The sequence below is a fragment of the Peribacillus sp. NPDC056705 genome, from assembly GCF_043656335.1.
Window position 1 is genome coordinate 1 of sequence record NZ_JBHTYI010000030.1, and the last position, 22,943, is coordinate 22,943.

General features: G+C 39.8%; 24 protein-coding genes. 6 read left to right on the top strand and 18 right to left on the bottom strand.

Going from position 1 to position 22,943, the window contains the following annotated elements; all coding sequences use genetic code 11:
• Window positions 1–247 precede the first annotated feature (247 nt).
• Together ACFRAK_RS22935 and ACFRAK_RS22940 are read left to right on the top strand one after the other, a co-directional pair.
• Window positions 248–913, top strand: a complete 666-nt coding sequence (locus ACFRAK_RS22935) for a GntR family transcriptional regulator (protein WP_387707669.1) — start codon at window positions 248–250, stop codon at window positions 911–913.
• Window positions 914–1,001: 88 nt separating this feature from the next.
• Window positions 1,002–1,220, top strand: a complete 219-nt coding sequence (locus tag ACFRAK_RS22940) for a topoisomerase C-terminal repeat-containing protein (protein ID WP_387604307.1) — start codon at window positions 1,002–1,004, stop codon at window positions 1,218–1,220.
• 508 nt (window positions 1,221–1,728) lie between these two features.
• On the opposite strand, the gene ACFRAK_RS22945 is transcribed toward ACFRAK_RS22940, so the two are convergent.
• The 3 genes from ACFRAK_RS22945 to ACFRAK_RS22955 are packed head-to-tail and all read right to left on the bottom strand — an operon-like array spanning window position 1,729 to window position 3,471.
• Entirely contained in the window at window positions 1,729–2,865 is a 1,137-nt protein-coding gene (locus ACFRAK_RS22945) for a zinc-dependent alcohol dehydrogenase (RefSeq protein WP_098186930.1), read from the bottom strand.
• A gap of 15 nt (window positions 2,866–2,880) precedes the next feature.
• Window positions 2,881–3,243: a spore coat protein gene (locus ACFRAK_RS22950; protein ID WP_387604302.1), complete on the bottom strand. Its 363-nt coding sequence runs from the start codon at window positions 3,241–3,243 to the stop codon at window positions 2,881–2,883.
• A gap of 12 nt (window positions 3,244–3,255) precedes the next feature.
• Complete coding sequence (locus tag ACFRAK_RS22955) at window positions 3,256–3,471, bottom strand: hypothetical protein (RefSeq protein ID WP_056519692.1); 216 nt, start codon at window positions 3,469–3,471, stop codon at window positions 3,256–3,258.
• Window positions 3,472–3,655: 184 nt separating this feature from the next.
• Here ACFRAK_RS22955 and ACFRAK_RS22960 point away from each other — a divergent pair, with 184 nt between their 5' ends.
• Together ACFRAK_RS22960 and ACFRAK_RS22965 are read left to right on the top strand one after the other, a co-directional pair.
• Entirely contained in the window at window positions 3,656–3,859 is a 204-nt protein-coding gene (locus ACFRAK_RS22960; protein WP_387708138.1) for a hypothetical protein, read from the top strand.
• On the top strand, window positions 3,859–4,158 hold the full coding sequence (locus ACFRAK_RS22965) for a spore coat protein (RefSeq protein WP_394572554.1): 300 nt from the start codon (window positions 3,859–3,861) through the stop codon (window positions 4,156–4,158). The genes ACFRAK_RS22960 and ACFRAK_RS22965 overlap by 1 nt, the downstream gene beginning before the upstream one ends.
• A 201-nt stretch (window positions 4,159–4,359) precedes the next feature.
• On the opposite strand, the gene ACFRAK_RS22970 is transcribed toward ACFRAK_RS22965, so the two are convergent.
• From ACFRAK_RS22970 to ACFRAK_RS22980, 3 genes are all read right to left on the bottom strand, one after another.
• Window positions 4,360–4,560 carry a hypothetical protein gene (locus ACFRAK_RS22970; RefSeq protein ID WP_394572555.1) on the bottom strand — a complete coding sequence of 67 codons (201 nt, stop codon included), beginning with the start codon at window positions 4,558–4,560 and terminating at the stop codon, window positions 4,360–4,362.
• Window positions 4,561–5,335: 775 nt separating this feature from the next.
• Window positions 5,336–6,868 (bottom strand): flotillin lipid rafts scaffold protein FloT, encoded by a 1,533-nt coding sequence (locus ACFRAK_RS22975; RefSeq protein ID WP_394572557.1) that lies wholly within the window; start codon window positions 6,866–6,868, stop codon window positions 5,336–5,338.
• Between the two features lie 19 nt (window positions 6,869–6,887).
• Complete coding sequence (locus tag ACFRAK_RS22980) at window positions 6,888–7,406, bottom strand: NfeD family protein (protein ID WP_387604282.1); 519 nt, start codon at window positions 7,404–7,406, stop codon at window positions 6,888–6,890.
• A gap of 321 nt (window positions 7,407–7,727) precedes the next feature.
• Between ACFRAK_RS22980 and ACFRAK_RS22985 the strand changes: the two genes are divergently transcribed.
• A complete protein-coding gene (locus ACFRAK_RS22985; protein ID WP_394572559.1) occupies window positions 7,728–8,300 on the top strand; it encodes a biotin transporter BioY in 573 nt (190 codons plus the stop codon).
• Between the two features lie 283 nt (window positions 8,301–8,583).
• Here the strand turns inward: ACFRAK_RS22985 and ACFRAK_RS22990 are convergent, their stop codons facing one another.
• Complete coding sequence (locus tag ACFRAK_RS22990; protein WP_394572560.1) at window positions 8,584–8,883, bottom strand: YusW family protein; 300 nt, start codon at window positions 8,881–8,883, stop codon at window positions 8,584–8,586.
• 277 nt (window positions 8,884–9,160) lie between these two features.
• Window positions 9,161–9,805, bottom strand: coding sequence for a PAQR family membrane homeostasis protein TrhA (gene trhA, locus ACFRAK_RS22995; protein WP_394572561.1), 645 nt, complete (start codon window positions 9,803–9,805; stop codon window positions 9,161–9,163).
• 158 nt (window positions 9,806–9,963) lie between these two features.
• Between trhA and ACFRAK_RS23000 the strand changes: the two genes are divergently transcribed.
• Window positions 9,964–10,551: a DUF2087 domain-containing protein gene (locus ACFRAK_RS23000; protein ID WP_387708933.1), complete on the top strand. Its 588-nt coding sequence runs from the start codon at window positions 9,964–9,966 to the stop codon at window positions 10,549–10,551.
• Window positions 10,552–10,613: 62 nt separating this feature from the next.
• Here the strand turns inward: ACFRAK_RS23000 and ACFRAK_RS23005 are convergent, their stop codons facing one another.
• From ACFRAK_RS23005 to ACFRAK_RS23050, 10 genes are all read right to left on the bottom strand, one after another.
• A complete protein-coding gene (locus ACFRAK_RS23005) occupies window positions 10,614–11,213 on the bottom strand; it encodes a cell wall hydrolase (RefSeq protein WP_228467434.1) in 600 nt (199 codons plus the stop codon).
• Between the two features lie 107 nt (window positions 11,214–11,320).
• On the bottom strand, window positions 11,321–11,899 hold the full coding sequence (locus ACFRAK_RS23010) for a GNAT family N-acetyltransferase (protein ID WP_387604272.1): 579 nt from the start codon (window positions 11,897–11,899) through the stop codon (window positions 11,321–11,323).
• A 39-nt stretch (window positions 11,900–11,938) separates the two neighbouring features.
• Complete coding sequence (locus ACFRAK_RS23015; RefSeq protein ID WP_394572562.1) at window positions 11,939–12,343, bottom strand: secondary thiamine-phosphate synthase enzyme YjbQ; 405 nt, start codon at window positions 12,341–12,343, stop codon at window positions 11,939–11,941.
• A gap of 654 nt (window positions 12,344–12,997) precedes the next feature.
• The gene (locus ACFRAK_RS23020; RefSeq protein ID WP_394572563.1) at window positions 12,998–14,890 is read right to left on the bottom strand and encodes a PTS fructose transporter subunit IIABC; all 1,893 of its coding nucleotides are present in this window, start codon (window positions 14,888–14,890) and stop codon (window positions 12,998–13,000) included.
• A gap of 4 nt (window positions 14,891–14,894) precedes the next feature.
• Window positions 14,895–15,815 (bottom strand): 1-phosphofructokinase, encoded by a 921-nt coding sequence (pfkB, locus tag ACFRAK_RS23025; RefSeq protein WP_387604266.1) that lies wholly within the window; start codon window positions 15,813–15,815, stop codon window positions 14,895–14,897.
• The gene (locus tag ACFRAK_RS23030) at window positions 15,815–16,567 is read right to left on the bottom strand and encodes a DeoR/GlpR family DNA-binding transcription regulator (protein ID WP_394572564.1); all 753 of its coding nucleotides are present in this window, start codon (window positions 16,565–16,567) and stop codon (window positions 15,815–15,817) included. Before ACFRAK_RS23030 ends, pfkB begins: the two co-directional genes overlap by 1 nt.
• 230 nt (window positions 16,568–16,797) lie before the next feature.
• Window positions 16,798–18,063, bottom strand: coding sequence for a 2-oxoglutarate dehydrogenase complex dihydrolipoyllysine-residue succinyltransferase (gene odhB, locus ACFRAK_RS23035; RefSeq protein ID WP_394572565.1), 1,266 nt, complete (start codon window positions 18,061–18,063; stop codon window positions 16,798–16,800).
• 1 nt (window position 18,064) lies between these two features.
• Entirely contained in the window at window positions 18,065–20,917 is a 2,853-nt protein-coding gene (locus ACFRAK_RS23040) for a 2-oxoglutarate dehydrogenase E1 component (RefSeq protein WP_394572566.1), read from the bottom strand.
• A gap of 376 nt (window positions 20,918–21,293) precedes the next feature.
• Window positions 21,294–22,064, bottom strand: a complete 771-nt coding sequence (locus ACFRAK_RS23045) for a dioxygenase family protein (RefSeq protein ID WP_394572567.1) — start codon at window positions 22,062–22,064, stop codon at window positions 21,294–21,296.
• Window positions 22,065–22,139: 75 nt separating this feature from the next.
• Window positions 22,140–22,907 (bottom strand): polysaccharide deacetylase family protein, encoded by a 768-nt coding sequence (locus ACFRAK_RS23050; RefSeq protein ID WP_387604258.1) that lies wholly within the window; start codon window positions 22,905–22,907, stop codon window positions 22,140–22,142.
• Window positions 22,908–22,943 lie beyond the last annotated feature (36 nt).

Genomic DNA, 22,943 nt, shown 5'->3' on the forward strand with positions numbered 1-22,943 from the left:
ATATAATCCTCCCAAATTCTATTAAATATCATATATAATTATCAGTAAGGAAGATATATTTTTACAGCTTTCCAGCAGACTAGTCGGTCTCTTTCCAAACTGTCTATTCTTGATATCAATATGGATTCACCTTATCTTACTGATAGGGTAAACACGTTTTAAGTTGCTTCAGTTATAATTTAGGTTGTTACATCAATATGCAATAACACTTTTTCTCATAGAATTTTTTCAAGTTAGGGGCATTTCGATGATAAAAGAAAAAGAACGCGGAGAGACAACGGAATATGTATACAATTTATTAAAGGAAAAGATTTTTGAATGGGATTTATCACCGGGCCAAAAAATCAATATCAGCCATTTAACCCGGGAAATCAACATTAGCGCCATACCTCTCAGAGAAGCATTGTCTCGACTTCATTCCGAGAACTTAGTCGTTTTGGAACCGAATAAGGGGTATCGTGTCAGTGACATATTAGATGCGGAAAATATGGCGAAAATGCTAGAGGCCCGGATATTACTGGAGACGCATGCGGTCCGTAATATGATCCGCTTAAATAATATAAGCGCGACGGAAGAAATGGCCGCGCTTACAGATGAAATGTTTTCCACAAACACAGGTGCTTCCAACAAAAAAATACTCGATTTCACTCATTTAGATCAACAATTTCACCATGCCATCATGCAAGCTGGAGGAAACTCATTTTTATATGAAGCGTATAAAGGCATGCACTGCCATCTTCATATAGGCCGGTTTTATCATGTCAAAGGTGAAATCGACCAAAAAGACGCACCATCAGAACATATGGAAATCATTGAGGCCATCCGGACAAGGGATGTATATAGAGCCGAGATTGCAATCTCCAGCCATATACAGGATTCCATAGATCGTTTATTGGAGAGGACAAAGAGATAATATTTGGAAGCTATTAAGGATAATCTTCTTCGGATATCAGTCATCGTAACGCTTTGATCACATTTCATTTTACTTGGATGCTCGGAATATGCAAGTGGGTGTAAACAGACATTCCCCTCTCAAACGCTTAAAGAAAGTGACAGAAAAACATGTGAAAGATTTATGCACCAACAAGAAAACAAGTGTGATCAAAGGTATGAAACCAAAGGCAAAAGAAAAGAAGCCTTTTGATGCTTCTCTTGTTTTGAAAGTTGATGGATCGATTGGATTTGAATTTTTTAAAAAAACATTTGGTAAATCAAAATAACAAACTAAAATTCCTATCACGATTGTTAAGGATTTTACTATAAAAGAGTATATGCCGAATGATTCGCAGAATGAGTCCACTTATTGCTATAACCTTTTCTGATTTTGATCTCCAAAGAAAAGAAAGAGTATATGATATAAATCCAAACGAAAAAAGTAAAAAAAAAACAAAAACCCTATAACTAATTTGCCACTTTTAGTTTTTGTAGGTCGTGGGTTTTACTTAATGAAAAAAACCTCTTTGAAAAAAAGATAGCTTAGAGCACCAAAAAAAACGATTTTCCCTTAATGTGGGCAAAATCGTCTTTTCTGGTGCTTAATTTGAATAAGGTAAATGTACCTCTTAAGACAGGGGTGTTCACTTTTCTTAAATCTTCTTCTATGCGTATTTCATACAGAAGTAAAAATTACTCCAAAAAATTTAAAAAAGGGTTTGATACCTTCCCTTCTTACTCATAGTCCATACCCATAGTTGTAAAATCTATTTTTCCAAATGAAAACAACCATCTTTATGGCTTAAGGACCACTTTAATACATCCATCTGTCCTTGTATCAAATACTTCATACCCATGCTTTGCTTGGTCAATTGGAAGTACATGGGTTACAACATCGCCAGGATCTACTTTTCCTTCTGATATTAGTTTATAAAGGTAGGGCATATATGGAATAACAGGAGCCTGTCCGGTTTTAATATCCACGTTTCTTTGGAAAATATCTCCTAGGGGGAATCCATTATAACGTCCGCCATAAACGCCTGTTATTTGTATGGTTCCCGCCTTACGTACGGCTTGGGACGCAATTACAATCCCTCCCATGGCTCCCCCATGTAATTTAAGACCCGATGCAAGATATTCCATCGGAGTCATTTTGCCACTCATCCCGGAACAGTCAATAACGATATCTGCACCACCTTTAGTGATTTCTTTAAGGTATTCGCCAGTGTTTTCATATTGTGCAAAATTTACGGTTTCGACTTTATTCGTCCTTTTTGCATGTTCTAAACGATAATCGAGATGGTCGACAGCAATCACCCTTTTCGCCCCTTTAAACCAAGCGAATTTTTGAGTAAGCAGACCTACAGGACCACAGCCTAAAACGATAACCGTATCGCCAGGTTTGACACCTGCGTGATCTACACTCCAGAATGCTGTGGATGCTGCATCAGCGAGCAACACCAATTTTTCATCTTCTACCTCGCAGTCTTCTGGGATTTTGAAAGGGGTAAAGTTTCCATAAGGAACACGCATATATTCAGCTTGCCCGCCCGCATACCCACCAGTTGTTTCTGAGTATCCAAAAAAACCACCCATTTCCCCATGAGGATTTGAATTATCGCACTGACTTGTAAGGTCGTGGTCACAATACCAGCAGCTCCCGCAGCTAACGTTAAAGGGGATAATGACCCGGTCTCCCTTCTTTACCTTAGTTACCCCTGGTCCAACTTCCTCAACAACCCCCATCGGCTCATGACCAATCACATAATCTGTAGGCATATTGGGAATTAATTGATGGATTAAGTGCAAATCGGAGCCGCAAATCGCTGAAGTAGTGATTTTTACAATAATATCATCCGAATTTTTGATGTTAGGGTCTTTAACTTCTTTAACCTGTACATTTTTATTGCCCTGGTAAGTTACGGCTTTCATGATGCTTTTCCTCCTTTATTTATTCGGCGTTGCGAACATGCCGAGTCTGTCAGTATCATTCGGGAAAAGATTCATTCCAGCAATACTAACCGCCATATCGGCTGATTTCAAATCTAATTCCACCTGTTTACCTATATCGTTCGGATAAAGCCAGCCCTTCCTGATCATTAAATCGGATAACTCACCATGTAAGTCAATAGATTGCTCCATTTGCTGGTACAGTGCTTTTCTCAATGCGGGATTCGCTGTTTCAGATAATGCAATACCATAAGTATGAATCCCACTTTTGATAGAGAGTAGAAAATCTAGCGCGAAAGAGGAATCAGCCATTTCCGGCATATGTTCAGCACCTTGAGGATCTAAAAAATCCATTTCCATTTAAATTTCACCTCATTTTTCATAGTTTGTTCGGGCTTCTGTATAAAAACCCTTTAGCTCGTTTATAGCAGCTATAGATTGTTGTACGTCTTTTTCCATTAATGCTTTTAAGTCATTGTCAAAGCAAATTCCTTGCATTAATTTAGATCTCATTAAACCTATTGTTTTAAAATTTAAAATTTCATGCGTTTCCATGGTTTCATGAAATGCCAAGCTTTCATTTTCCATACGGTTCACCTCCCTAATCCTATGAAATACCTTTCCCAGTTCATCTGTTTGTTATACGGATTATTGACCGATAGGTAGTTTATTTCGCAAAATACACGTTACTTTTGCAAATGATGATGTATAAAAACTTTTGTATTACGAAAGATATATATGTGAATTCTAAAAAGAAACGGAGTGAAAAATCATGACGGAAAATTTAGGACTGCATGAAACTTTAGAGGCGCACGAAATTTTAACTTTCAAGAGTCTTTGTCTAACAAAGTCCTCTACAATGAGCAGTTTAGTGCAGGATACAGAACTACAAAATATTCTATTAAAAGACATGAGCACTGGGACACAAGATATTCAAAAACTGCAGGAAATTCTTACGAATCGAGGGAAACAGTAATGACAAATTTTTTGCAAAATATGGCGGGTATGGGTGGCATGACTGATCAGGTGATTGCAACGGACTACTTAATATCCGCAAAATCAGGAATTAGAAATCTTGCATTTGCCATTACAGAAACAAAAACACCTGAATTGAAAGCAGCCTTAAGAGAACAGCTTCGTGTCGCTGTAGAAAGACACGGAGAGATAAGTAACTATATGATTTCAAAAGGTTACTATCATCCACATGATTTAAGTGAACAATTACAAGTTGATATAAATACAGCCAATACAGCCCTAAACCTTCCTGAACAATAAAGTCAACTCATGGATGTGAAAACAGACAGATCACACAGAGGTACGGGCAAATGAAAAAAAAAGCAATGAATTTCTCGAACTTGAGATACATTGCTTTTTTTAGGGGCAAGTTCTTAGCTAAAAAGGGGAATATGGGTAATGTAGATGATCCAATCTATAAGCTGTTGTGTTTTAACTAATTTTACTTCTTTCTTAATAGGGTTAGATCGATTTCTTCATCCCACACTCTTTTTTATGAGAACTGTGCTGCTTTTTATCTTTTACTTCTACTTTTTCTTTATCTAATTCTGACTTAAGCCAATCTTTCTCTTCCCTACTAAGCCATTTGGATTGTTCTGGAAGATCGGTTAATAAATAGAGGTTTAATATTCCAAAAAGTACTGCAGGCAAGCCCTCTACCATAAAAACCCAACGCTATGCTGATAATTCGAACCAGCTTATGTTATCCATAATCCAAGTCGTTACTGGTGCGCCAATAACATTGGCCACAGGCATACCGATCATAAAAAGGACAACAGCAAGAGCGCTCCAATGGTTTAACTTTTTGACCTTTTAATTTCCTTGAACTCTTTCTATATAATTATTAATGATTACATAAGTTTCTGAGCATAGCGGGCTCCTTTTTCCAGAACAATCACTAATACGCACATCCGGATGATCTAAAACAATATTGAGTTTAATATTTTTCACTGCATATTTTGATATAATGAGAGACTCCAAAAAGCTTTCTGTATTGAATGCACAATCTACTAAAAATTACTAACAGGTTGACTTTTCAATGCTCAGGTGATCAATTGTATAAAAAGTGATTTCCACTCGAATATTCGAATTGAACCATGAAGAAAGCGCTCTTTTATCCCCCATGAATTACAATATTTAAGGGGATTGTATACGAACTCTTTATTGTCATTGTAACGCAAGTCCAAAGAAAGTGATTAAAATCTATCCACAATCGCGGCAACAACTAGGAATATTCCATAGAGTTTACAGAATAAATGTCAGAGCACTTCAACAAGAAGAAGCAACAGATTGTATATCTGTTGCTTCTTCTTGTATGCCCTATTGCTCTTAAATTTTTTGTTTTTTATATCCTTTTTGTTTTTTTGCAGTACTTCTTATTCTAATGCATCAGCTTAAATTTCATTTAATGAACAGTAGTAGATTTACCTTTTCCCTGTTACTCTTCCTTGCCTGCTGCCATATTCATGTTCGCTTCGACATTCTCCTGACTGATGGTTGTAAATGGTAAATTTCTCTTTCCTGAGAAATTCTCAAGCAAGTCTTTGACATCAATGCCCGAAGATGCTTTTAATGATTCCTGCAATGTGGCCATTAAATCCGTTGCATACCCAGTCACTTTATTGGCCCCGCCATTCGCACCGCTTCCACCTGTATCCACTACAGTGATCTTGTCGATATTACTAAGCGGGCTTGCCACTTGTTTGGCATACTCCGGAAGCATTTTCAAGATCATATCCATGACGGCTGCCTGACCGAACTGTTCAAATGCTTCGGCAATCTTCTGCTTGGCTTCGGCCTCTGCTACCCCTGTTAACCGGATGATTTCCGCTTCTGTCGTACCTTGTGCCCTTTGTGCGTCCGCTTTAGCAAGACCGTCCATGCGAACGCGTTCCGCTTCGGCTTTTGCCATGGCTTCGATTTTATACTTATCGGCATCCGCTTCCGTTATCTGTTTCATTTTATTTGCGGAAGCCGCCTGCTCTACCGCATAACGGTCGGCATCCGCCTTTTTCTTCACTTCGGAATCATATTGCTTTTCACGGCGGAGGATTTCTTTTTCCTCCAGCTCGATTTGCTTTTGCCGTTCGATGATCCTGATTTGCATTTCCTGTTCCGTTACATCCTGTTTGGAGCGGGCGGTTTCCAGATCGTAAGCTTGGTCAGCTCGTGCTTTGGCAATATCCTGCTCGCGACGGAATTCCGCAACCTTCAGCTTGTTGATTTTCTCGGCTTCGGCTATTTCCGTTGCCCTTTCAAGTTCGGCACGCTGGGCTTCCTTCGAAGCTTCGGCACGCTTGATTCGCGTTTCTTTCTCTGCTTCTGCGGTAGCTATATCAGCATCCCTCTTCACTTGTGCAATCCTTGGCTTACCGAGCGATTCAAGATATCCATTTTTGTCCCGGACATCTTTTATTGTAAATGATACGATGATGAGTCCCATTTTAGCTAAATCCTGGGAGGCTACCCTCTGTACTTCCTGGGAAAACTTTTCGCGGTTTTTATAAATTTCCTCGACCGTCATCGACCCAAGGATGGAACGAAGATGTCCTTCCAGGACTTCCCTAGCTTCCTGTTCACGGTCATCTTTGGATTTACCAAGGAATTGCTCCGCTGCTGTGGCAATATCGGTGATTGAACCGCCAATCTTGATGATCGATACACCATCAGCCATGACTGGAACTCCCTGTTCTGTATATACTTCAGGAGTTGAGACCTCAAGTTTGCTTGACAACAAGCTTAGTGGTTCCGCTTGCTGGAACACTGGGAGAACGAAAGCGCCCCCTCCGCGGACGATTTTTATTTTATTTCCTGATTCATCGATGTGAACATTTTTGCTTCCTAAGTAGCTACCGGTCACGATCAATGCTTCATCAGGACCAGCCGTGCGGTATTTCGTAATAAAGACAGCAATAAGTGCGATAAGTAAAAATGCAACAATGGCGACGACAATCCAAATCAAATTAAACATAAACTACCTCCTACCTTTTTTAATCCTGGTGGGGCATAACATAGACAACCCCGTTTTTAACTTCGATGATCAAGACCTTTGAATCCGAAACAATTCCTTCATTCTTATAACTGGCCGCAGTTTTCGCGATGCTTCCACTGATGCTTTCAATCAAGACTTCCCCAAACCCGTCAACCGGGATTGATGTCAGAACCCTGCCGACCCTACCTCTCAGATCATTATCATGAAATGTCAAACTTTCTTCCGCTGATGAGATGGGAATCAAAACAAATACATTCAGTAAAGTGACGATGGTAAATGAAATGATCAGGGAAATGCCGGCAATCAACCCAGCATGAAGTCCTGAAAGCGATTCAAGCAAAAACCCACTCGCAAAAAACACGGTCAAAAAGCTAAAAATGAGTGTAGGATTAAATATATCCGGTAATTCAAGGCCGGAAAATAAATCGTTAAACAAGATAAATAAGAATGTTAGCCCCCCGAATATAATTAATCCATATAAATAGATTGTTTCTAATGGAACCCCAAATAACTCCATCTCTTTCATCCTTTAAATTCGATTTTTTCCAAGCCGCATACTATTTTAAGGACCTGGGATAAGCGTTTTCCCAACATTGATATTCTTTGTTATAACCCCCTCCATTTACTTGCCTACCATTCATACGAATCATTCATTAAAAAAGTTTCATTTATTTTCCAAGTTTTGAATTTTCCTTTTTATTCACTTTCAAACATTGTCGTCCAATAAATCATTAATGAATTAAAATCCATAATTTCATTGACAGTGTTTAGTTAACATATTAAAATTCTTTATATGTTAACTCGTCATATAAATAGGTTTACATTAGGAGGAAGCACAATGAAGGAACGTCATGAGAAGTTAAGAATGATGATGGTAACAGCTTTATTTGCAGCACTTATAGGAATCTTTGCCCAATTCACAATTCCACTGCCCTTAGTGCCGATTACAGGTCAAACTCTAGCAATTGGACTGGCAGCAACGATTCTCGGTTCACGTTATGGAACTTCTTCCGTTTTATTATACTTGTTCATAGGGGCAGCGGGAGTGCCGGTATTCGCTGAAATGTCTGGAGGATTAGCTAAGATATTCGGTCCGACAGGCGGTTATTTATTATCCTATATCCCGACAGTATATATAACGGGTCTGATATTGGAAAAAACCCGTTTCACAGTTGCAATGGCTTTCCTTGCAAATACAATCGGGATGATAATTACTTTGGTCATCGGTACGATTTGGTTAAAATATATGAGTTCATTATCTTGGCCAGTGGCATTTGCCGGCGGTTTTGCTCCATTTATAATCGGAGGCTTTTTAAAGGCATTCCTTGCATCATGGCTTGGCATCACAATCCGTTCAAGGTTAGCCTCGGCTAATATGCTGCCCAAAAAAAATGCATCACTTTCCCAATGATGGGTAAATGAAAGAGAGGGTACCGCTTGTGGTACCCTCTCTTTCATTTATATTCAACTTCCCGAACACTTGCACAAAAAAAGACTCTTAAATAAGAATCTTTTTTACAAGTAATTATTGCGGTCCTATCCCCATAAGTCCGAATATGAATAGCAAATGTATATAATCCCCTTTGCTAACCGTAATCATTTTACTATAGTAACAGTCATTTGACAACTATTGAGGATACACATGAACTTACTGCCATTTTATAACTTTAGGAAGTATAAAGTAACGGATTTAATTACTTATTATTCACTTTATATTCTTTTTTCGTACCATCTTCGAAAACGACCTCTAAATCAAATTCTTGATAGTCATCCTTCAGATTAAAAGCTTTTGTCACTTCTTGAATGACTTCCTCCTCTGATGAATCTTTGGCGAATGTCAATTTTTCCAGAATCGGGGTCAATTCTTTCATTGCTTCATCACCGTAAACTTCATGTTTGTTAAGTTTGTCCTCGATCGAAGCTTCTTTTTGAGCACCCATTGTATCATATTCAGCTTCGTATTCGTTATCATTGCCTGTATAATCCACTTCCAATTGAAAATCGTTATAAGTGAATGGCAGTTTTTCATTTTTATCCGTTCCTGTTTCAGGATTATTTTCAGCTTGATTTTCATTCTCCTGGCGGGTTTTTCACCTCATCGTTTTCTTCGCCGGATCCAGCCAAAACAAGCATAGCGGCAAACGGCCCTGATAATGTTTTGATTGATCTTCTCATTAGTTTTTCCTCCTTTAGTCTTATACCTTATGTATTTCCTAATAAAGGTCAATGAAAACTTCAGAATCCCTCACATACAACAAATCGGCCAAATGATCATAGTGGAAGGACATAAAACAAGACCGCAAAAAAGTGTGTGACAGATCCCCCAAGCACGAATACATGCCAAACCGCGTGATGAAACGGAAAACCGCGCCAAACATAAAATATGGCACCAAATGTATAAAGCAACCCGCCTGCAATCAGTAACTGGATACCAGCTGAAGGCATCGTTGCTGTAAGTGGTCCCCAAACGATAACGATCATCCACCCCATTGCAATATAGAGAATCGTCGAAAGGAAGAGGAACTTTTTCACATAGAACGCTTTAAAGACGACCCCAATTATGGCAACTCCCCAAATTATACCCAGCAGCGTCCAGCCCAGTGACCCTTGGATCACAAGAAGCATGATGGGCGTGTATGTTCCTGCAATGAATATATATATGGCTGAATGATCAAAGATTTCGAATATATCCTTAGTTTTGCCCTCAGGAAAACTATGCACTAATGTAGAAGAGACGTATAAAAGTAGCATGGAAACACCATAAATGACTGAAATGACAATATGCCAAGGCGATCCTGTTTGAGCTGAGAATATGATTAAAAACACAAGTGCTGCAATACTTAACAAAACGCCGACACCGTGGGTTATCGCATTGACCACTTCTTCTTTTTTTGTATAAACATGTGTATTGGCCATGTTACAGCTCCTTAGTTCCGAATTAATTTTTTAGTATCCAACCAAAGTATACAACAGATCTTCCAAGCAATATAGAAAAGTGAATATTAACTTGATTATCACCCCTTAATTAGATTATCATCTAATTAGATGATAATCTAATTAAAGGAGGGGGAAAAGTGCAATTAGAAAAATTGGTCGCATTCCATAAAACGATTGGTGATGTAACAAGGATTAGAATTATATCCATCCTGGCAAATGGTCCAAAACACGGACAAGCACTTGCCGGAATATTAAAATTGACGGCACCGACCATCTCGCACCATTTAACTAAATTGAAGGACATTAATTTAGTGAAGGATCGAAGGGAAAAAAATACGGTGTATTATTTTTTGAATGAAGATGTCCTGAAGCATTATTCGTCAGCATTACCTAAACTCGTTTCAACTAAGGGGGATTCCAATAAAATGGATAATCAAAAGCTGAATTTAGAACACAAAAAGATCCTTGAAAACTTTTTGATGCCAGATGGTCGACTAAAAACCATACCTGCACAGAGAAAAAAGAAAATGATCGTTCTTCATCATATAGCCAGCCTTTTGGAAAAGGGACGTAAATATCCAGAAAAAGAATTGAATGAATTCATCCAGTCTTTCCATGAGGATTATGCAACAATAAGGCGTGAACTCATTATCGGGAGTATCATGTACCGTGAAAACAGCATTTATGAATTGAACCCCCGCGAGATGTGGGCTGATATCGTTTAACGGAAGGTTTCAAAATTAAAAAACCGGCCTCCCATTTGGAAAGCCGGTTCTTGAGATTTAGATTATATGGCAAAATGATGGCCGCCGATAATTTTTATTACCTGTAATTGCTTCATCCATTCACTGTCTGAAATACTAGGATTCCAAAAATACAAGGCATCATTTGTATAGCCATGAATCGCCAATGCTTCATTTACAGCCTTCTTGGCATCATCTCCCGCTGGTTTATTTATACTGCCGTCACCAACAGGCGAGAATTGGTTTTTTTGATAAATCACTTCCCGTACCGTATCAGGAAATTCATCGCTATCAAGGCGATTCAATACGACTCCTGCCACCTCGACCTTACCCCTGTATGGCTCCCCTTTAGCTTCTGCATGCACAAGCCTTGCTAATAATTCTTTATCTTTTTCATTCATTACATGTGGAATAATTAATGTTTTACCTGGCTCGGCAACATTATTTACATTATTATTGACTTCTTTTAACTTTCCGATAGGAACACCGTACTGCTTCGCAATATCCCATATCGATTCACCTTGTTTAATGACATGTTTGGTTGCTCCATCCGAAGCTTTACTGGTCGTTCCCTTAGGAAAAGCTATCCCAAGTATGATGACACTTAGAGTCATTATCACAGTTATTATAACTGATAATTTCATCCTGTAACCTCCTCGTTAAGCATCTTCCAAGGATAACAGACCATATGGGAGAAAACAGTGCTAAATTTTTTCCAAGGAAATGAAGGAAAAATTTTCACGGGGGTCTATTAACTTCGAAATTTTAATGATTCCCATTCTTCCCGTAGCATTCCCATTCTGATTGAATCATAATAATAACCATCATGATAACGGCATTTCCTCATCCTTCCCTCTACTTGCATACCTACCTTTTCCCCTACCGCGATCATGCGTTCATTACCTGACCATGTCGTCAGACCCACCCGCTCAATCTCCATTTTTTCGAATAAATAGCCTATGAATAACCTTAACGCTTCAGTTCCATAACCGCCATTCCAATACTTGGGCTCAAATATCGTAATTCCGATTTCAAGCCAACGTGAAGCTTCATGTTCCCAGTAATATACAACAGATCCTATTATTTGATCGTTCTTTTCCATTAATAGCTCAGAGTAAGCCCCCACTTTTTCATCATAGGTTCTATATTTCGTTTCTTTATCGATATACGTTTGGAAATCAATGAGTTCAAGAGGATGATAAGGTGCATCCCACTTTTTCCATTCTGGATCTGCTTCTCCATATTTCAGGCTCCATAAACGTTTTAAATCGGTTTGTTTAACATTCCTCAATATTACTTTACTTCCTTCAATCCAAACATCGTCGTCCAATCCGCTTCCTCCCAATTCAACCTTGCCGTACTTTCCATTTTACCTGTCGACACATAATTTAATAAAATATTGCCTTTCTCTGGGACCATCGAATTCACAAAAATACACACCTTGCCAGGTACCAAGGATCAAGTTCCCTTTATGGATGATCACCTGCTGTGAAGAACCAACCGCACTTGATTTCAAATGGGCTGCCGTGTTTCCTTCCATATGTAAATCCAATGCATGATTCCATGGGTATTGCTCGTCCAGTCTTCTTAACATATCCTTTTTGACATCGGGATCAGCATTTTCATTAATCGTAATCCCTGCTGTCGTATGTGGACAATATATAAGAGCTACTCCCTCTTGAATCCCATTTTCCTTGATTAACGCCTGTACTTCTGTTGTAACATCAATCATATCATCCCTTTTCGTCGTTTTTAAGGTATTTTTCTTCAGCATATACGTTCACTCCTTTTGTTTGTTCGTTTTTATATTCCTTTACCCATAAACATAAAAGTTCATGCTTTAATAAACCAGTCGATTTTAAGATTAACAAACCTTTTTATAATTATTTTGTTTTCATATTGGATCTATAAGGAATGAGGGGGGATTTTAAGTCAACATTTCCAATTAGCCACTCCTGCATATAAAGTGGACCGATTGATGAAGTAGTTCACGGAAATTCCATTTAAAAGACAAACCTGCAGCGTTAAGGGAGAGTATGGTTTGAATGCAGATCGATTAATTGAGGGCTGCGCGAAAAGTCACACCCAGCTCTTGTAGTTGAAAATCAGATAGGCTAAAGGCTTCTAGCCACATTTAATAATTAATCATATATCTTTTAAAGTGACGCAAGTTTCCTGAAGCGAACAGTATTTTTGTATCACCCTTTCGGCAACGGGGTTGAGTTTTGGATTGGATATAAGAAAAGCGGACCCGCTGTAATTAGATGCGCTTTCAGACTGAAGACAAATTTGATTAAAATCGAGTCATCTTAGATCCTCTATTTATAACTGCTTCCATCCAATAAAATTGAAAAAGGTTACGGAATGTTGCCATTCCGTAACCTTTTTGTCTATAAACTGAAAGCGGATCCGCTTTCTTTCCGTTTTTTTATATCTGTTTCTTTTTCGAGAATCCCAATAGTAAGGCGGTGATGAGGGATCCTATTAAAATGGCCAACAAATAGAAAAATGGGTGATTGACAAGTGGGATTACAAATATTCCACCATGTGGTGCAGGGAGAGTCACGTTAAAAGCCATTGACAGTGCTCCCGCTGTCGCTGCACCGACAACACTGCTGACGATAACACGCAATGGATCCGCTGCCGCAAAAGGGATCGCTCCTTCTGTAATGAACGAAGCACCCATGAAATAATTAGTGAATCCTGATTTTCTTTCCATTTCAGTGAATTTGCTTTTAAAGAATGTAGTGGCCAAGGCAATCCCTAGAGGAGGAACCATTCCACCAGCCATTACAGCAGCATGCGGTCCGAAACTCTGAGCTTCAATGGCGGCTAGCCCAAATGTGAAAGCAGCCTTGTTTAGGGGGCCACCCATATCTACAGCCATCATCCCCCCTAGAATCAAGCCAAGGAATATTGCGTTCGTACCAGATAGACCTTGCAGCCAATTGGTCAAGCCCATGTTTATTGCGGTTACTGGTTCATTTATGAGAAATAGCATGATAAACCCTGTAATTAACATACCGAATACAGGATAGAGTAAAACTGGTTTAATGCCATCGAGTGTTTGCGGTAATCTGGAAAACAATTTTCTTAAAAGTAAGACGACATAACCTGCAAGGAAACCGGCGATCAGTCCGCCAAGAAAACCGGCATTAGCCTGTGCTGCCAATAATCCCCCTACCATACCAGGAGCAAAACCCGGACGGTCGGCAATACTTGAAGCAATGAATCCAGCCAGGACAGGGACAAGTAAGAAGAAAGCACCATTTCCCCCGCCAATATCACTTAATGCTTTGGCAATGGGATTATAATCCGGATTTGCCGGATCGGCTGCCTCGATTCCAAAAAAGAAAGAAAGCGCAATCAAGATTCCGCCTCCGACGACAAATGGAAGCATATTACTTACGCCATTCATTAAGTGCTTGTAAATCCCCAATCCTCCTTTTGCTGAATCCCCTTCATCACTTTTATCGTTTCCTGTTCCGTTGTAAACAGGGGCGTCCTGATTCAAGGCTCTGGTTAACAGCTCCTCGGTCTTCCGGATTCCATGCGCCACTGGGACAATAATGACATGTTTCCCGTTAAAACGATTCATTTCCACCTGCTTATCAGCTGCAACGATAATCGCATCCGCCTCATCAATTTCTGCAGCGGTTAAGCCATTTTTGATTCCTGTGGAACCATTTGTTTCGACTTTGAAATCGATTCCCATTTCCTTAGCTTTAGCCTTTAACGCATCGGCAGCCATATAAGTATGTGCAATTCCTGTAGGACAAGCTGTAACGGCTAGGATTTTACCTCCTTTATTTTTACCGCTTGCAGCCTTACTTGATTCCTGCTCTTCCATTTCTTCTTCATCGGCTTCCATTTCTTTTTGATTGATTATCTCCAACACTTCCTCACCAGAAGCAGCAGAAATCAATCGGGCTCTGAATTTATCATCCATCAGTAATGAAGAAAGCCGGGAAAGGGTTTCCAAGTGATCTGCATTCGCTCCTTCACTTGCTGCAATCATAAAGAACAAATGAGCAGGCTGCCCATCAAGCGATTCATAATCCACACCACTGACAGATTTGCCGAAGCAGATGGCAGGTACCCTTACAGCACTTGTTTTTGCGTGTGGTATGGCTATCCCTTCACCAATACCTGTTGTGCTTTGCTCTTCACGTTTTAAGATGGCAGCTTTGAAACCCTCCACATCGTTTAACCTGTCTGCCTCGGCTAGCTTTCCTGATAGTTCGTCAATGACTGCTTGCTTTGTAACGCTTTGCAGATTGATGATGATTGTATCCAATTTTAACAAGTCTGTAATTTTCATAGAGTCAGCCTCCTGTTAGATGATTGATGGCAATTTGCGGTAATAACCCTTCAATTTTATCCAATGTACCGAGATCGGATGAAAAGGCTGTAGCACTTCCTGCTGCAAGACTGAAGCGGAATGCAGATAGAATATCCCCTGTACTTTCATATGTCCCAATGAAACCTGCGACCATGGAATCACCGGCACCCACTGAATTGATGACGTTCCCTTTTGGAACATTTGCGGAATATGACTCTCCGCCGGAGCATAGCACTGCCCCCTGTCCCGCCATTGATACAATAACGTTTTGTGCTCCTGCTTCAACCAATTTAGCGCCATATTCCCTAGCGTCATCAACCGTTCTTATTTCGGTTGAAAAAAGCTCACCCAGTTCATGATGATTGGGCTTTATTAAAAATGGCCGGTGTGGTAGGACATCCAGTAATTCCTTGCCACTCGTATCCACCACCACTTTAATGCCGTTATGGGAACAAGACCTTGCCATGGCTTCGTATACATCAGAAGGAACGCTTGGAGGGATGCTTCCTGACAAAATGAGGATATCATTATTATTCAACTGTTCGATCTGACTAATTAATTGTTGATAATTCCCTTTTGAAATGATTGGCCCTTGACTATTTATTTCAGTCTCCAGCCCTGTTTTCAATTTAACGTTTATTCTTGTATCTCCAGCTATCTCTGTAAAGTCCGTGAAAATTTCTTCTTGTCTTAAAAACCTTTTTACAAATTCACCAGTTTGTCCACCGATGAATCCTAACGCTGTCGTACTATTTCCGAGCCTTTTTAGCACTCTGGAAACATTGATCCCTTTCCCTCCTGGGAATTTTGCATCATAACTGGTTCGATTCACCTTGCCCATTTGAAAACTCTCCACCTCGACCAGGTAATCGATGGATGGGTTTAGTGTCACTGTATAAATCATTAAATGGTCACGACCTTTATCTTTGGATTTTTATGGAGTTGAGCAATTGCCTCTTCATCATTGCTGTCAGTAAGGATTATGGCATCGCTTACATCTGCCACCTTAGCGAAAGTAGCTTCATTCAGTTTTGAACTGTCAGCAAGCACGTAGGACTCGTTAGAGAGGCGCAAGGCCATCTTCTTCAGTAGAGCTTCTTCCGGGTCGGGTGTTGTGAAACCCAGATCTTGATGGATTCCGTTCATTCCCAAGAAACATTTATCAAAACGGTATTCATTCAGAAACTGTACAGCATTACTTCCAATAACAGCATTTGTCGAAAATTTTATCGTCCCGCCCACTAACACTGTTTTGATTTCCAATTCGATGAGTTTTGGTATATGCATAAGACCATTCGTCAGCACCGTTATATTTTTATCCTTTAAATAAGGAATCATTTCCGCAGTTGTGGTGCCTGCATCGAGATATATACAATCATTTTTCTCAATGAATGAAACCGCCAGCTTTGCTATAAGTTGTTTTTCAGCTCTTGCTTTGTATTGCTTTTCCATAGTTGTTGGTTCAAGGCCTTTTCTCTGAAGTAAAGAGGCCCCACCATGCACGCGTTTCAAGAGCTTCATTTCCTCGAGTTGCACTAAATCTCTCCGAATGGTCGACTCCGAGGCTTGTAACTGATCTACAAGCTCTTGCAGCTTTACCGTTCCATGTTCTTTAAGGATCGATAAGATAAACTGGTGCCTTTCAGTTGTCAACAATTCGCCCACCTCACTTTAATATCATCATAATATATGAAAACGAAGCAATAATCAATCAAAAACGTTTAAAAGTAACCAAATTCATTCAAAAACACCTCCAAAAACATTCATATAGTTAGAGATGACCTTTCTTTAATACCATCTTCTTTTTTCTATGAAAATATCCTTTCCGTTCTTCACGCAAAAAAAACCCCCATGTCATCATGACATGGGGGTTCGTATTTATTTTATTAGCCTTGAAGTAAAAGTTGTTCTGGATCTTCCAGCATATCTTTGATGGCTACTAAGAAACCAACAGCTTCTTTTCCGTCAACGATACGGTGATCATAAGATAATGCAAGGTACATCATCGGTCTGTTTTCGATTTGATCTCCAACAGCGATTGGACGAGTCTTGATTGTATGCATACCCAAGATCCCAACTTGAGGGGCATTCAAGATTGGTGTAGATAATAGGGAACCGAAAGTCCCGCCGTTTGTGATAGTAAAAGTACCACCTGATAAATCTGAAAGTCCCAGTTTGTTGTTACGCGCTTTAACAGCTAAATCCGAAATGTTCTTCTCGATTTCAGCAAAGCTTTTCCGGTCAGCATCCCTTACTACCGGAACGACAAGACCTTCATCAGTGGATACAGCTACACCGATATCATAAAAGTTCTTTTTCAGGATATGGTCGCCTTGGATTTCAGCATTCAATAATGGATATTTTTTCAATGCGCCAATGACCGCTTTAGTGAAGAATGACATGAAACCAAGTTTAACATCATTTGTTTTCACGAAAGAATCCTTATGGCGGCTACGCAATTCCATGACTGCAGAAAGATCGACTTCGTTAAAAGTAGTAAGCATGGCTGCTTCGGATTGTACTTGAACTAGACGTTTGGCAATGGTTTGACGACGGCGTGTCATCTTAACCACTTCAATGCGGTCATCATTCACTTCAACAGCTGCTGCCTTTTTAGCTGCAGGGGCTTGTTTAGGAGCTGCCGCTGGTGCTGCAGGTGCATTGCTTGCTGCTTCTACGTCTTGTACACGAACGCGACCCAGTGGATCGGCTACAGGCACTTGAGTCAAGTCAATTCCTTTTTCGCGAGCCAATTTCCTTGCAGCTGGTGATGCAATAACTTGTTGAGTGGATGATGCTTCTTTTGCTTCTGCTTTAGGAGCTTCTTTAGCAGGAGCAGCTTGTTCAGCCTTAGCTGGTTCTGCTTTAGCTTCTTCAACCTTAGGAGCTTCCTCTTTTGGAGCTGCTGCAGCTGATCCATTTTCATCAACGATGGCGATAGCCTGTCCAACTTGGACAGTATCGCCTTCTTCTGCTAAATGTTCCGAAAGTGTACCAGTATAATCTGAAATGATTTCTACGTTCACTTTATCCGTTTCAAGTTCAAGGACATATTCTCCTTTTTCAACGTGATCACCGGGTTGTTTTAACCATTGCGCAATAGATCCTTCAGAAATTGATTCTGCTAATTCAGGTACTTTTACTTCAGCCATTTTATTTCTCCCCCTCATTATTGCGTGTAATTGCTTGAGTCATAATCCGTTGTTGTTCATTTTTATGGACAAGTGGATCTCCCTCAGCCGGGCTTGATCTGCGCTTCCTTCCTATATACGTTACTGAAAGATTGCCAGGAGCCGCAGCATTTAGGCGAGGTTCAACAAATGTCCAAGCACCCATGTTTTTAGGTTCTTCTTGAGCCCAGAAGATTTCTTTAAGATTTGTATATTTTTTCAGGGCTTCTTGAACTCCAGTGAATGGGAATGGATAAATTTCTTCGATACTGATGATTTGCAACCAATCTGTATTTTTTTCAGTTGCCGCTTTTTCACGAAGTTCAACCGCCAATTTACCTGATGCAAAAACAATGCGTTCAACCGATTTAGGTTTTTTGCCCAAAGCTTTGGTTTCTACGAATGATTCAAAAGAGCCTTCACTGAATTCTTCTGCTGTAGAAGCCATCACTTGATTACGAAGCATACTCTTCGGTGTCATGATGACAAGCGGACGTACCTGCTCTTGATCCAAAATCTTCGCTTGTCTTCTAAGGATATGGAAGTATTGAGCTGCCGAACTTAAGTTGGCAACTGTCCAGTTGTTCTCAGCCGCTAATTGAAGGAAACGCTCCAGGCGGGCACTTGAGTGCTCTGGTCCTTGTCCTTCATAACCGTGTGGAAGCAGCATGACAAGGCCTGACTTTTGACCCCATTTTGCACGGCCTGCCGCGATGAATTGGTCAAAGATCACTTGTGCTGTATTAGCGAAGTCACCGAATTGTCCTTCCCATAATACAAGTGTCTCAGGTGCAAATACATTATATCCATATTCATAAGCCAGAACTGCCGTTTCAGTAAGCGGGCTGTTATGAACAGCGAATGATGCTTTGGCAGTTTCTAGTGTGTGAAGTGGTGAATATGTTTTTCCGTTAACACTATCATGTAACATGATATTGCGTTGTGCGAATGTTCCGCGCTCTGAATCTTGTCCTGTCAAACGGATTGGAGTGCCGTCACTTAATATGGATGCGAATGCCAATGTCTCAGCATGAGCCCAATCAATTTTCCCGTCAGCACCAAAGGAATCCAAGCGACGTGATAAGATCTTTCCTAACTTTTTATTAGGAGTGAATCCTTCCGGCCAGTTAACAAGTTCTTCGTTAATTGTAACAAGTTCTTGTTTAGGAACTGACGTATCAATGGCTGGAAGTCCTTTTTCAATAATCCCAGGAGGATTACATTCTTTAGAAGCTTCCGGTTTATTTCCGGAAATTTTCGCATATGCATCTGCAAGCCTTGTATCCACTTGCTCAGCAATCGCTTTAACTTCAGCTTCAGTGAACTCACCGGATTGAATCAGTTTTTTTCCATAAAGCTCTTTAACGGTTTGGTGCTTATGAATTAATGCATACATTTCAGGTTGAGTCACCAATGGCTCATCCATTTCGTTATGGCCGAAACGTCTGTAACCGATCAGGTCGATCAAGAAATCCTTGTTGTATTTTTCACGATATAGGTTAGCAAGGTTCACAGCAGCCATACATGCTTCCGGATCATCTGCATTCACATGCACGATCGGCACTTCAAAGCCTTTGGCCAAATCACTGGCATATAGGGTAGAACGTGAATCTTCACTTTCCGTTGTAAAACCGATCATGTTATTGGCGATGATATGGATGGCGCCGCCAACTTGATAACCGCGTAAACGGCTTAAGTTAAACGTTTCAGGTACAATTCCTTCACCTGGGAATGCTGCATCACCATGAATCAGGATGGCAAGAGATTTGGAAATGTCTTGAACCGGGAATCCTTTTTCTGAACGGTCTTCTTGTGCCGCACGAGAATACCCTTCCACGATTGGACCGACTACTTCCAAGTGACTTGGGTTATTGGCAAGTGTAATCCTTGCTTTTTGTATATTTGATTTAGTTATCTGTTTATCCAGACCTAAATGGTATTTAACATCACCGGTCCATCCATTGTTAATGCCTGTTGAACCTTCGGAAGGAACCAAATCTTTATTCGGTGAATGTTGGAATTCAGAGAAGATGACCTCATATGGCTTTCCTAATACATGTGCTAGAACATTCAAACGTCCTCGGTGAGCCATGGCAATATTCACATTCCCAGTACCGCTTTGAACAGTTTGTGAAATCATTTCATCTAGAATCGGAACCAAAGCATCCAGTCCTTCAATAGAGAAACGTTTTTGCCCTACATATGTGCGGTGAAGGAATTTCTCGAAACCTTCAACTTCATTCAATCGTTTAAGTAATAGTTCCCTTTTCTCTTTAGTCACTTCCGGGAACATGTTTCCGGATTCGACCATATCAGTAAGCCATTGCTTTTCATCCAAGTCATTAACATGGTGAAATTCAAAGGCTATCGTTTTTGTATAGAGTTGTTTTAGGTATTGTACGGCTTCGTATCCGTCTTTCACGTCTTCAGGTGATTCCGGGCAAATAAAGTCAGCCGGTATTTTCCTTAAATCATCTGCAGTCAAGCCATATTTTTCAAAGTGAATTTGTTCAGTGTCCAGAGCTTCTTCTTTTAAAGGATAAATATTTGCAGCAAGATGTCCGTATGCACGGATATTTTCAGCTAACTTTACTGCAGACATAATTTTCTTCATCGGAAGAACTTCTCCAGCTTGTACAGTTGGTGCACTTCCAGTCGTTGTTTCTGCCGATACATCGAATGAAGGAGGACCTGCTACTTCAAAAAAGTTTTTCAGTTCCGGATCCACTTCTTCCGGGTTGGCTAGAAATAGATCGTATTGCTCCATGACATACCCAAGGTTTGGACCTGAAAAAGCTTTCCAGTGGTCTAATACCTTAGAATCATTGATGGTCATTTTGTAAACCCCCAAATTTTTCTCATAATTTTTTTCATTACGTTTTATCCATCCCCAAATTTCTTTCTTCTAAATTTTCCCCAAATATATGATATATATAAGATATACAATAAATAACTTTGGTCATTGAATAATAAAATTTTAAAGGATAAAACGTTTTCAGATGTTATATTAACATGTTTTTGTCGAAATATCCAAAGGTTAAACTACTTTATGCAACCTTTTTGAAACTATATTTCTGTTTAATTCGTCAAAATACGCTTTTAATTGACTTTTTTGCTCATTTAAGTCTTTTTTTCGCTAAAAAAAGATTTTTGTATTTTTGTATAATGATTATTTTTCAGGTAAATTTAACTAGTCTGAAAGCCCTTTCAGCTCAATCAAACTTCCAAGCTGATAAACTTAGATTGCCATATTGAAAGCTCCTATGCAGTAGAGTTGCCTTTTTTTTGTCATCCCCTGACCCCATTGCGATGACCAATGGAACGAAATGCTCTTTGGAGGGCACAGCCTCTGTACTGTATGGGGCGATTTTTTCATACTCAAACAAGGTTTGCAAATCCCAATTCATGATTTTCTCTTCGACCCAGTTCTCAAACTCGATTGCCCATCCTTCTGCAACATGCATATCCTCCTGTATTTGGGAGAAATTATGGACAATTCCACCACTCCCGATAATAAGGACATTACTTTCCCTTAATACCCTCAATGTTTTCCCAATTTCATACTGCTTGTCCAATGGCAGTGCAGGACTAATGGACATAGATACGGTCGGGATGTCAGCTTCTGGATACATGATATGCAAAAGCCCCCATGATCCATGGTCCAGGGGGCGCCTTTCATCAAGTTCCCCCAATACACCTATCCTGGACAATAAGGTTAAAATTCGATCTGACAGCTCAAGGCATCCCCTGGCTGGATAAGTAATCTGAAATATTTCTTCAGGATACCCTGCAAAATCATAAATGACTTCATGCTTCCCTACTGCTGAAATCATTTGATCTTCACATTCCCAATGTGCTGACAAAATTACGATGGCAGCAGGTTTCTTCATAGTTTGCATATAATCCTTCAAAAAAGAAGTGTATTCATTATTTTCCAAAGCTAATAGCGGTGTTCCATGTGATAAAAACAATGATGGCATCATAGAAACGATAAATCCTTTCGCATTGTAATCTCAATACCCTATACCTTAATTTACTATAGATAAACATTGTGTTCATCAATTAAATTGCAATTTCGGGGTTGTCTCATCAATAGTATCGAAGGTATACCCTTCTTTTTTAAGAAATTCAATTATATCAGGCAATGCTTTCACTGTATTCTTCATACTATTGATATCATGCAATAAGATATTAACATGCTTTTGATTTTTCGTCCCTTTTTGTACGGCAGTAATGATTTGTTGTTCACTTATTGACGGACTGAAGCCATCTGTCGAGTCAATGGACCAATCAAAGTAAATATACCCTTTTTCCTTTAGCTGTTGAAGGATTCCGTTGATGATGGGTTTCGTTGCAGCCTGATGCCGCAGACGATTATTCGAGCCGCCAGGAAGGCGCACAATACGGCTTTTTATCCCATACTCCTTTTGCAGCATGGTTTCAAGCCTATTCAAATCTTGAAAGAAACTCTCAGTCGATCGATAAACGATGGAATAATCATGTGTATAAGAATGAAGGGCAATCGCATGACCCCGGGAAACCATTTCCTGATAACTTTCCTTTGCGTATGGTTCTTCATTCCCTTTAACGAAAAATGTAGCCTTAACATGATAGCCGTCCAAAATATCCAATATCTTCATGGTATTCAAAGATGGTCCGTCATCGAATGTCAAATAAGCGATTTTCTGATTTTCCTTACTTTTCAGGAGCGGTGTGATCTCTTCGGGAACCATTGCATGTACTTGAATGTTCTGGACATCCACAGCCAACAAAATAATAATGAAGGAACCCGCCATGGAAAGAAATAATTTCAGGATATAATTCATAGGTGTTGCATCCCCTTCCTTTTGACCATTAAGATG

What these genes read in the sequence shown, in the direction of transcription:
- ACFRAK_RS22935 (WP_387707669.1), top strand. Translation starts at nt 248, where the DNA reads ATGATAAAAGAAAAAGAACGCGGAGAGACAACGGAATATGTATACAAT.
- ACFRAK_RS22940 (WP_387604307.1), top strand. Translation starts at nt 1,002, where the DNA reads ATGCAAGTGGGTGTAAACAGACATTCCCCTCTCAAACGCTTAAAGAAA.
- ACFRAK_RS22945 (WP_098186930.1), bottom strand. Translation starts at nt 2,865, where the DNA reads ATGAAAGCCGTAACTTACCAGGGCAATAAAAATGTACAGGTTAAAGAA.
- ACFRAK_RS22950 (WP_387604302.1), bottom strand. Translation starts at nt 3,243, where the DNA reads ATGGAAATGGATTTTTTAGATCCTCAAGGTGCTGAACATATGCCGGAA.
- ACFRAK_RS22955 (WP_056519692.1), bottom strand. Translation starts at nt 3,471, where the DNA reads ATGGAAAATGAAAGCTTGGCATTTCATGAAACCATGGAAACGCATGAA.
- ACFRAK_RS22960 (WP_387708138.1), top strand. Translation starts at nt 3,656, where the DNA reads ATGACGGAAAATTTAGGACTGCATGAAACTTTAGAGGCGCACGAAATT.
- ACFRAK_RS22965 (WP_394572554.1), top strand. Translation starts at nt 3,859, where the DNA reads ATGACAAATTTTTTGCAAAATATGGCGGGTATGGGTGGCATGACTGAT.
- ACFRAK_RS22970 (WP_394572555.1), bottom strand. Translation starts at nt 4,560, where the DNA reads ATGGTAGAGGGCTTGCCTGCAGTACTTTTTGGAATATTAAACCTCTAT.
- ACFRAK_RS22975 (WP_394572557.1), bottom strand. Translation starts at nt 6,868, where the DNA reads ATGTTTAATTTGATTTGGATTGTCGTCGCCATTGTTGCATTTTTACTT.
- ACFRAK_RS22980 (WP_387604282.1), bottom strand. Translation starts at nt 7,406, where the DNA reads ATGGAGTTATTTGGGGTTCCATTAGAAACAATCTATTTATATGGATTA.
- ACFRAK_RS22985 (WP_394572559.1), top strand. Translation starts at nt 7,728, where the DNA reads ATGAAGGAACGTCATGAGAAGTTAAGAATGATGATGGTAACAGCTTTA.
- trhA (WP_394572561.1), bottom strand. Translation starts at nt 9,805, where the DNA reads ATGGCCAATACACATGTTTATACAAAAAAAGAAGAAGTGGTCAATGCG.
- ACFRAK_RS23005 (WP_228467434.1), bottom strand. Translation starts at nt 11,213, where the DNA reads ATGAAATTATCAGTTATAATAACTGTGATAATGACTCTAAGTGTCATC.
- ACFRAK_RS23015 (WP_394572562.1), bottom strand. Translation starts at nt 12,343, where the DNA reads ATGCTGAAGAAAAATACCTTAAAAACGACGAAAAGGGATGATATGATT.
- ACFRAK_RS23020 (WP_394572563.1), bottom strand. Translation starts at nt 14,890, where the DNA reads ATGAAAATTACAGACTTGTTAAAATTGGATACAATCATCATCAATCTG.
- pfkB (WP_387604266.1), bottom strand. Translation starts at nt 15,815, where the DNA reads ATGATTTATACAGTGACACTAAACCCATCCATCGATTACCTGGTCGAG.
- odhB (WP_394572565.1), bottom strand. Translation starts at nt 18,063, where the DNA reads ATGGCTGAAGTAAAAGTACCTGAATTAGCAGAATCAATTTCTGAAGGA.
- ACFRAK_RS23040 (WP_394572566.1), bottom strand. Translation starts at nt 20,917, where the DNA reads ATGACCATCAATGATTCTAAGGTATTAGACCACTGGAAAGCTTTTTCA.
- ACFRAK_RS23045 (WP_394572567.1), bottom strand. Translation starts at nt 22,064, where the DNA reads ATGATGCCATCATTGTTTTTATCACATGGAACACCGCTATTAGCTTTG.
- ACFRAK_RS23050 (WP_387604258.1), bottom strand. Translation starts at nt 22,907, where the DNA reads ATGAATTATATCCTGAAATTATTTCTTTCCATGGCGGGTTCCTTCATT.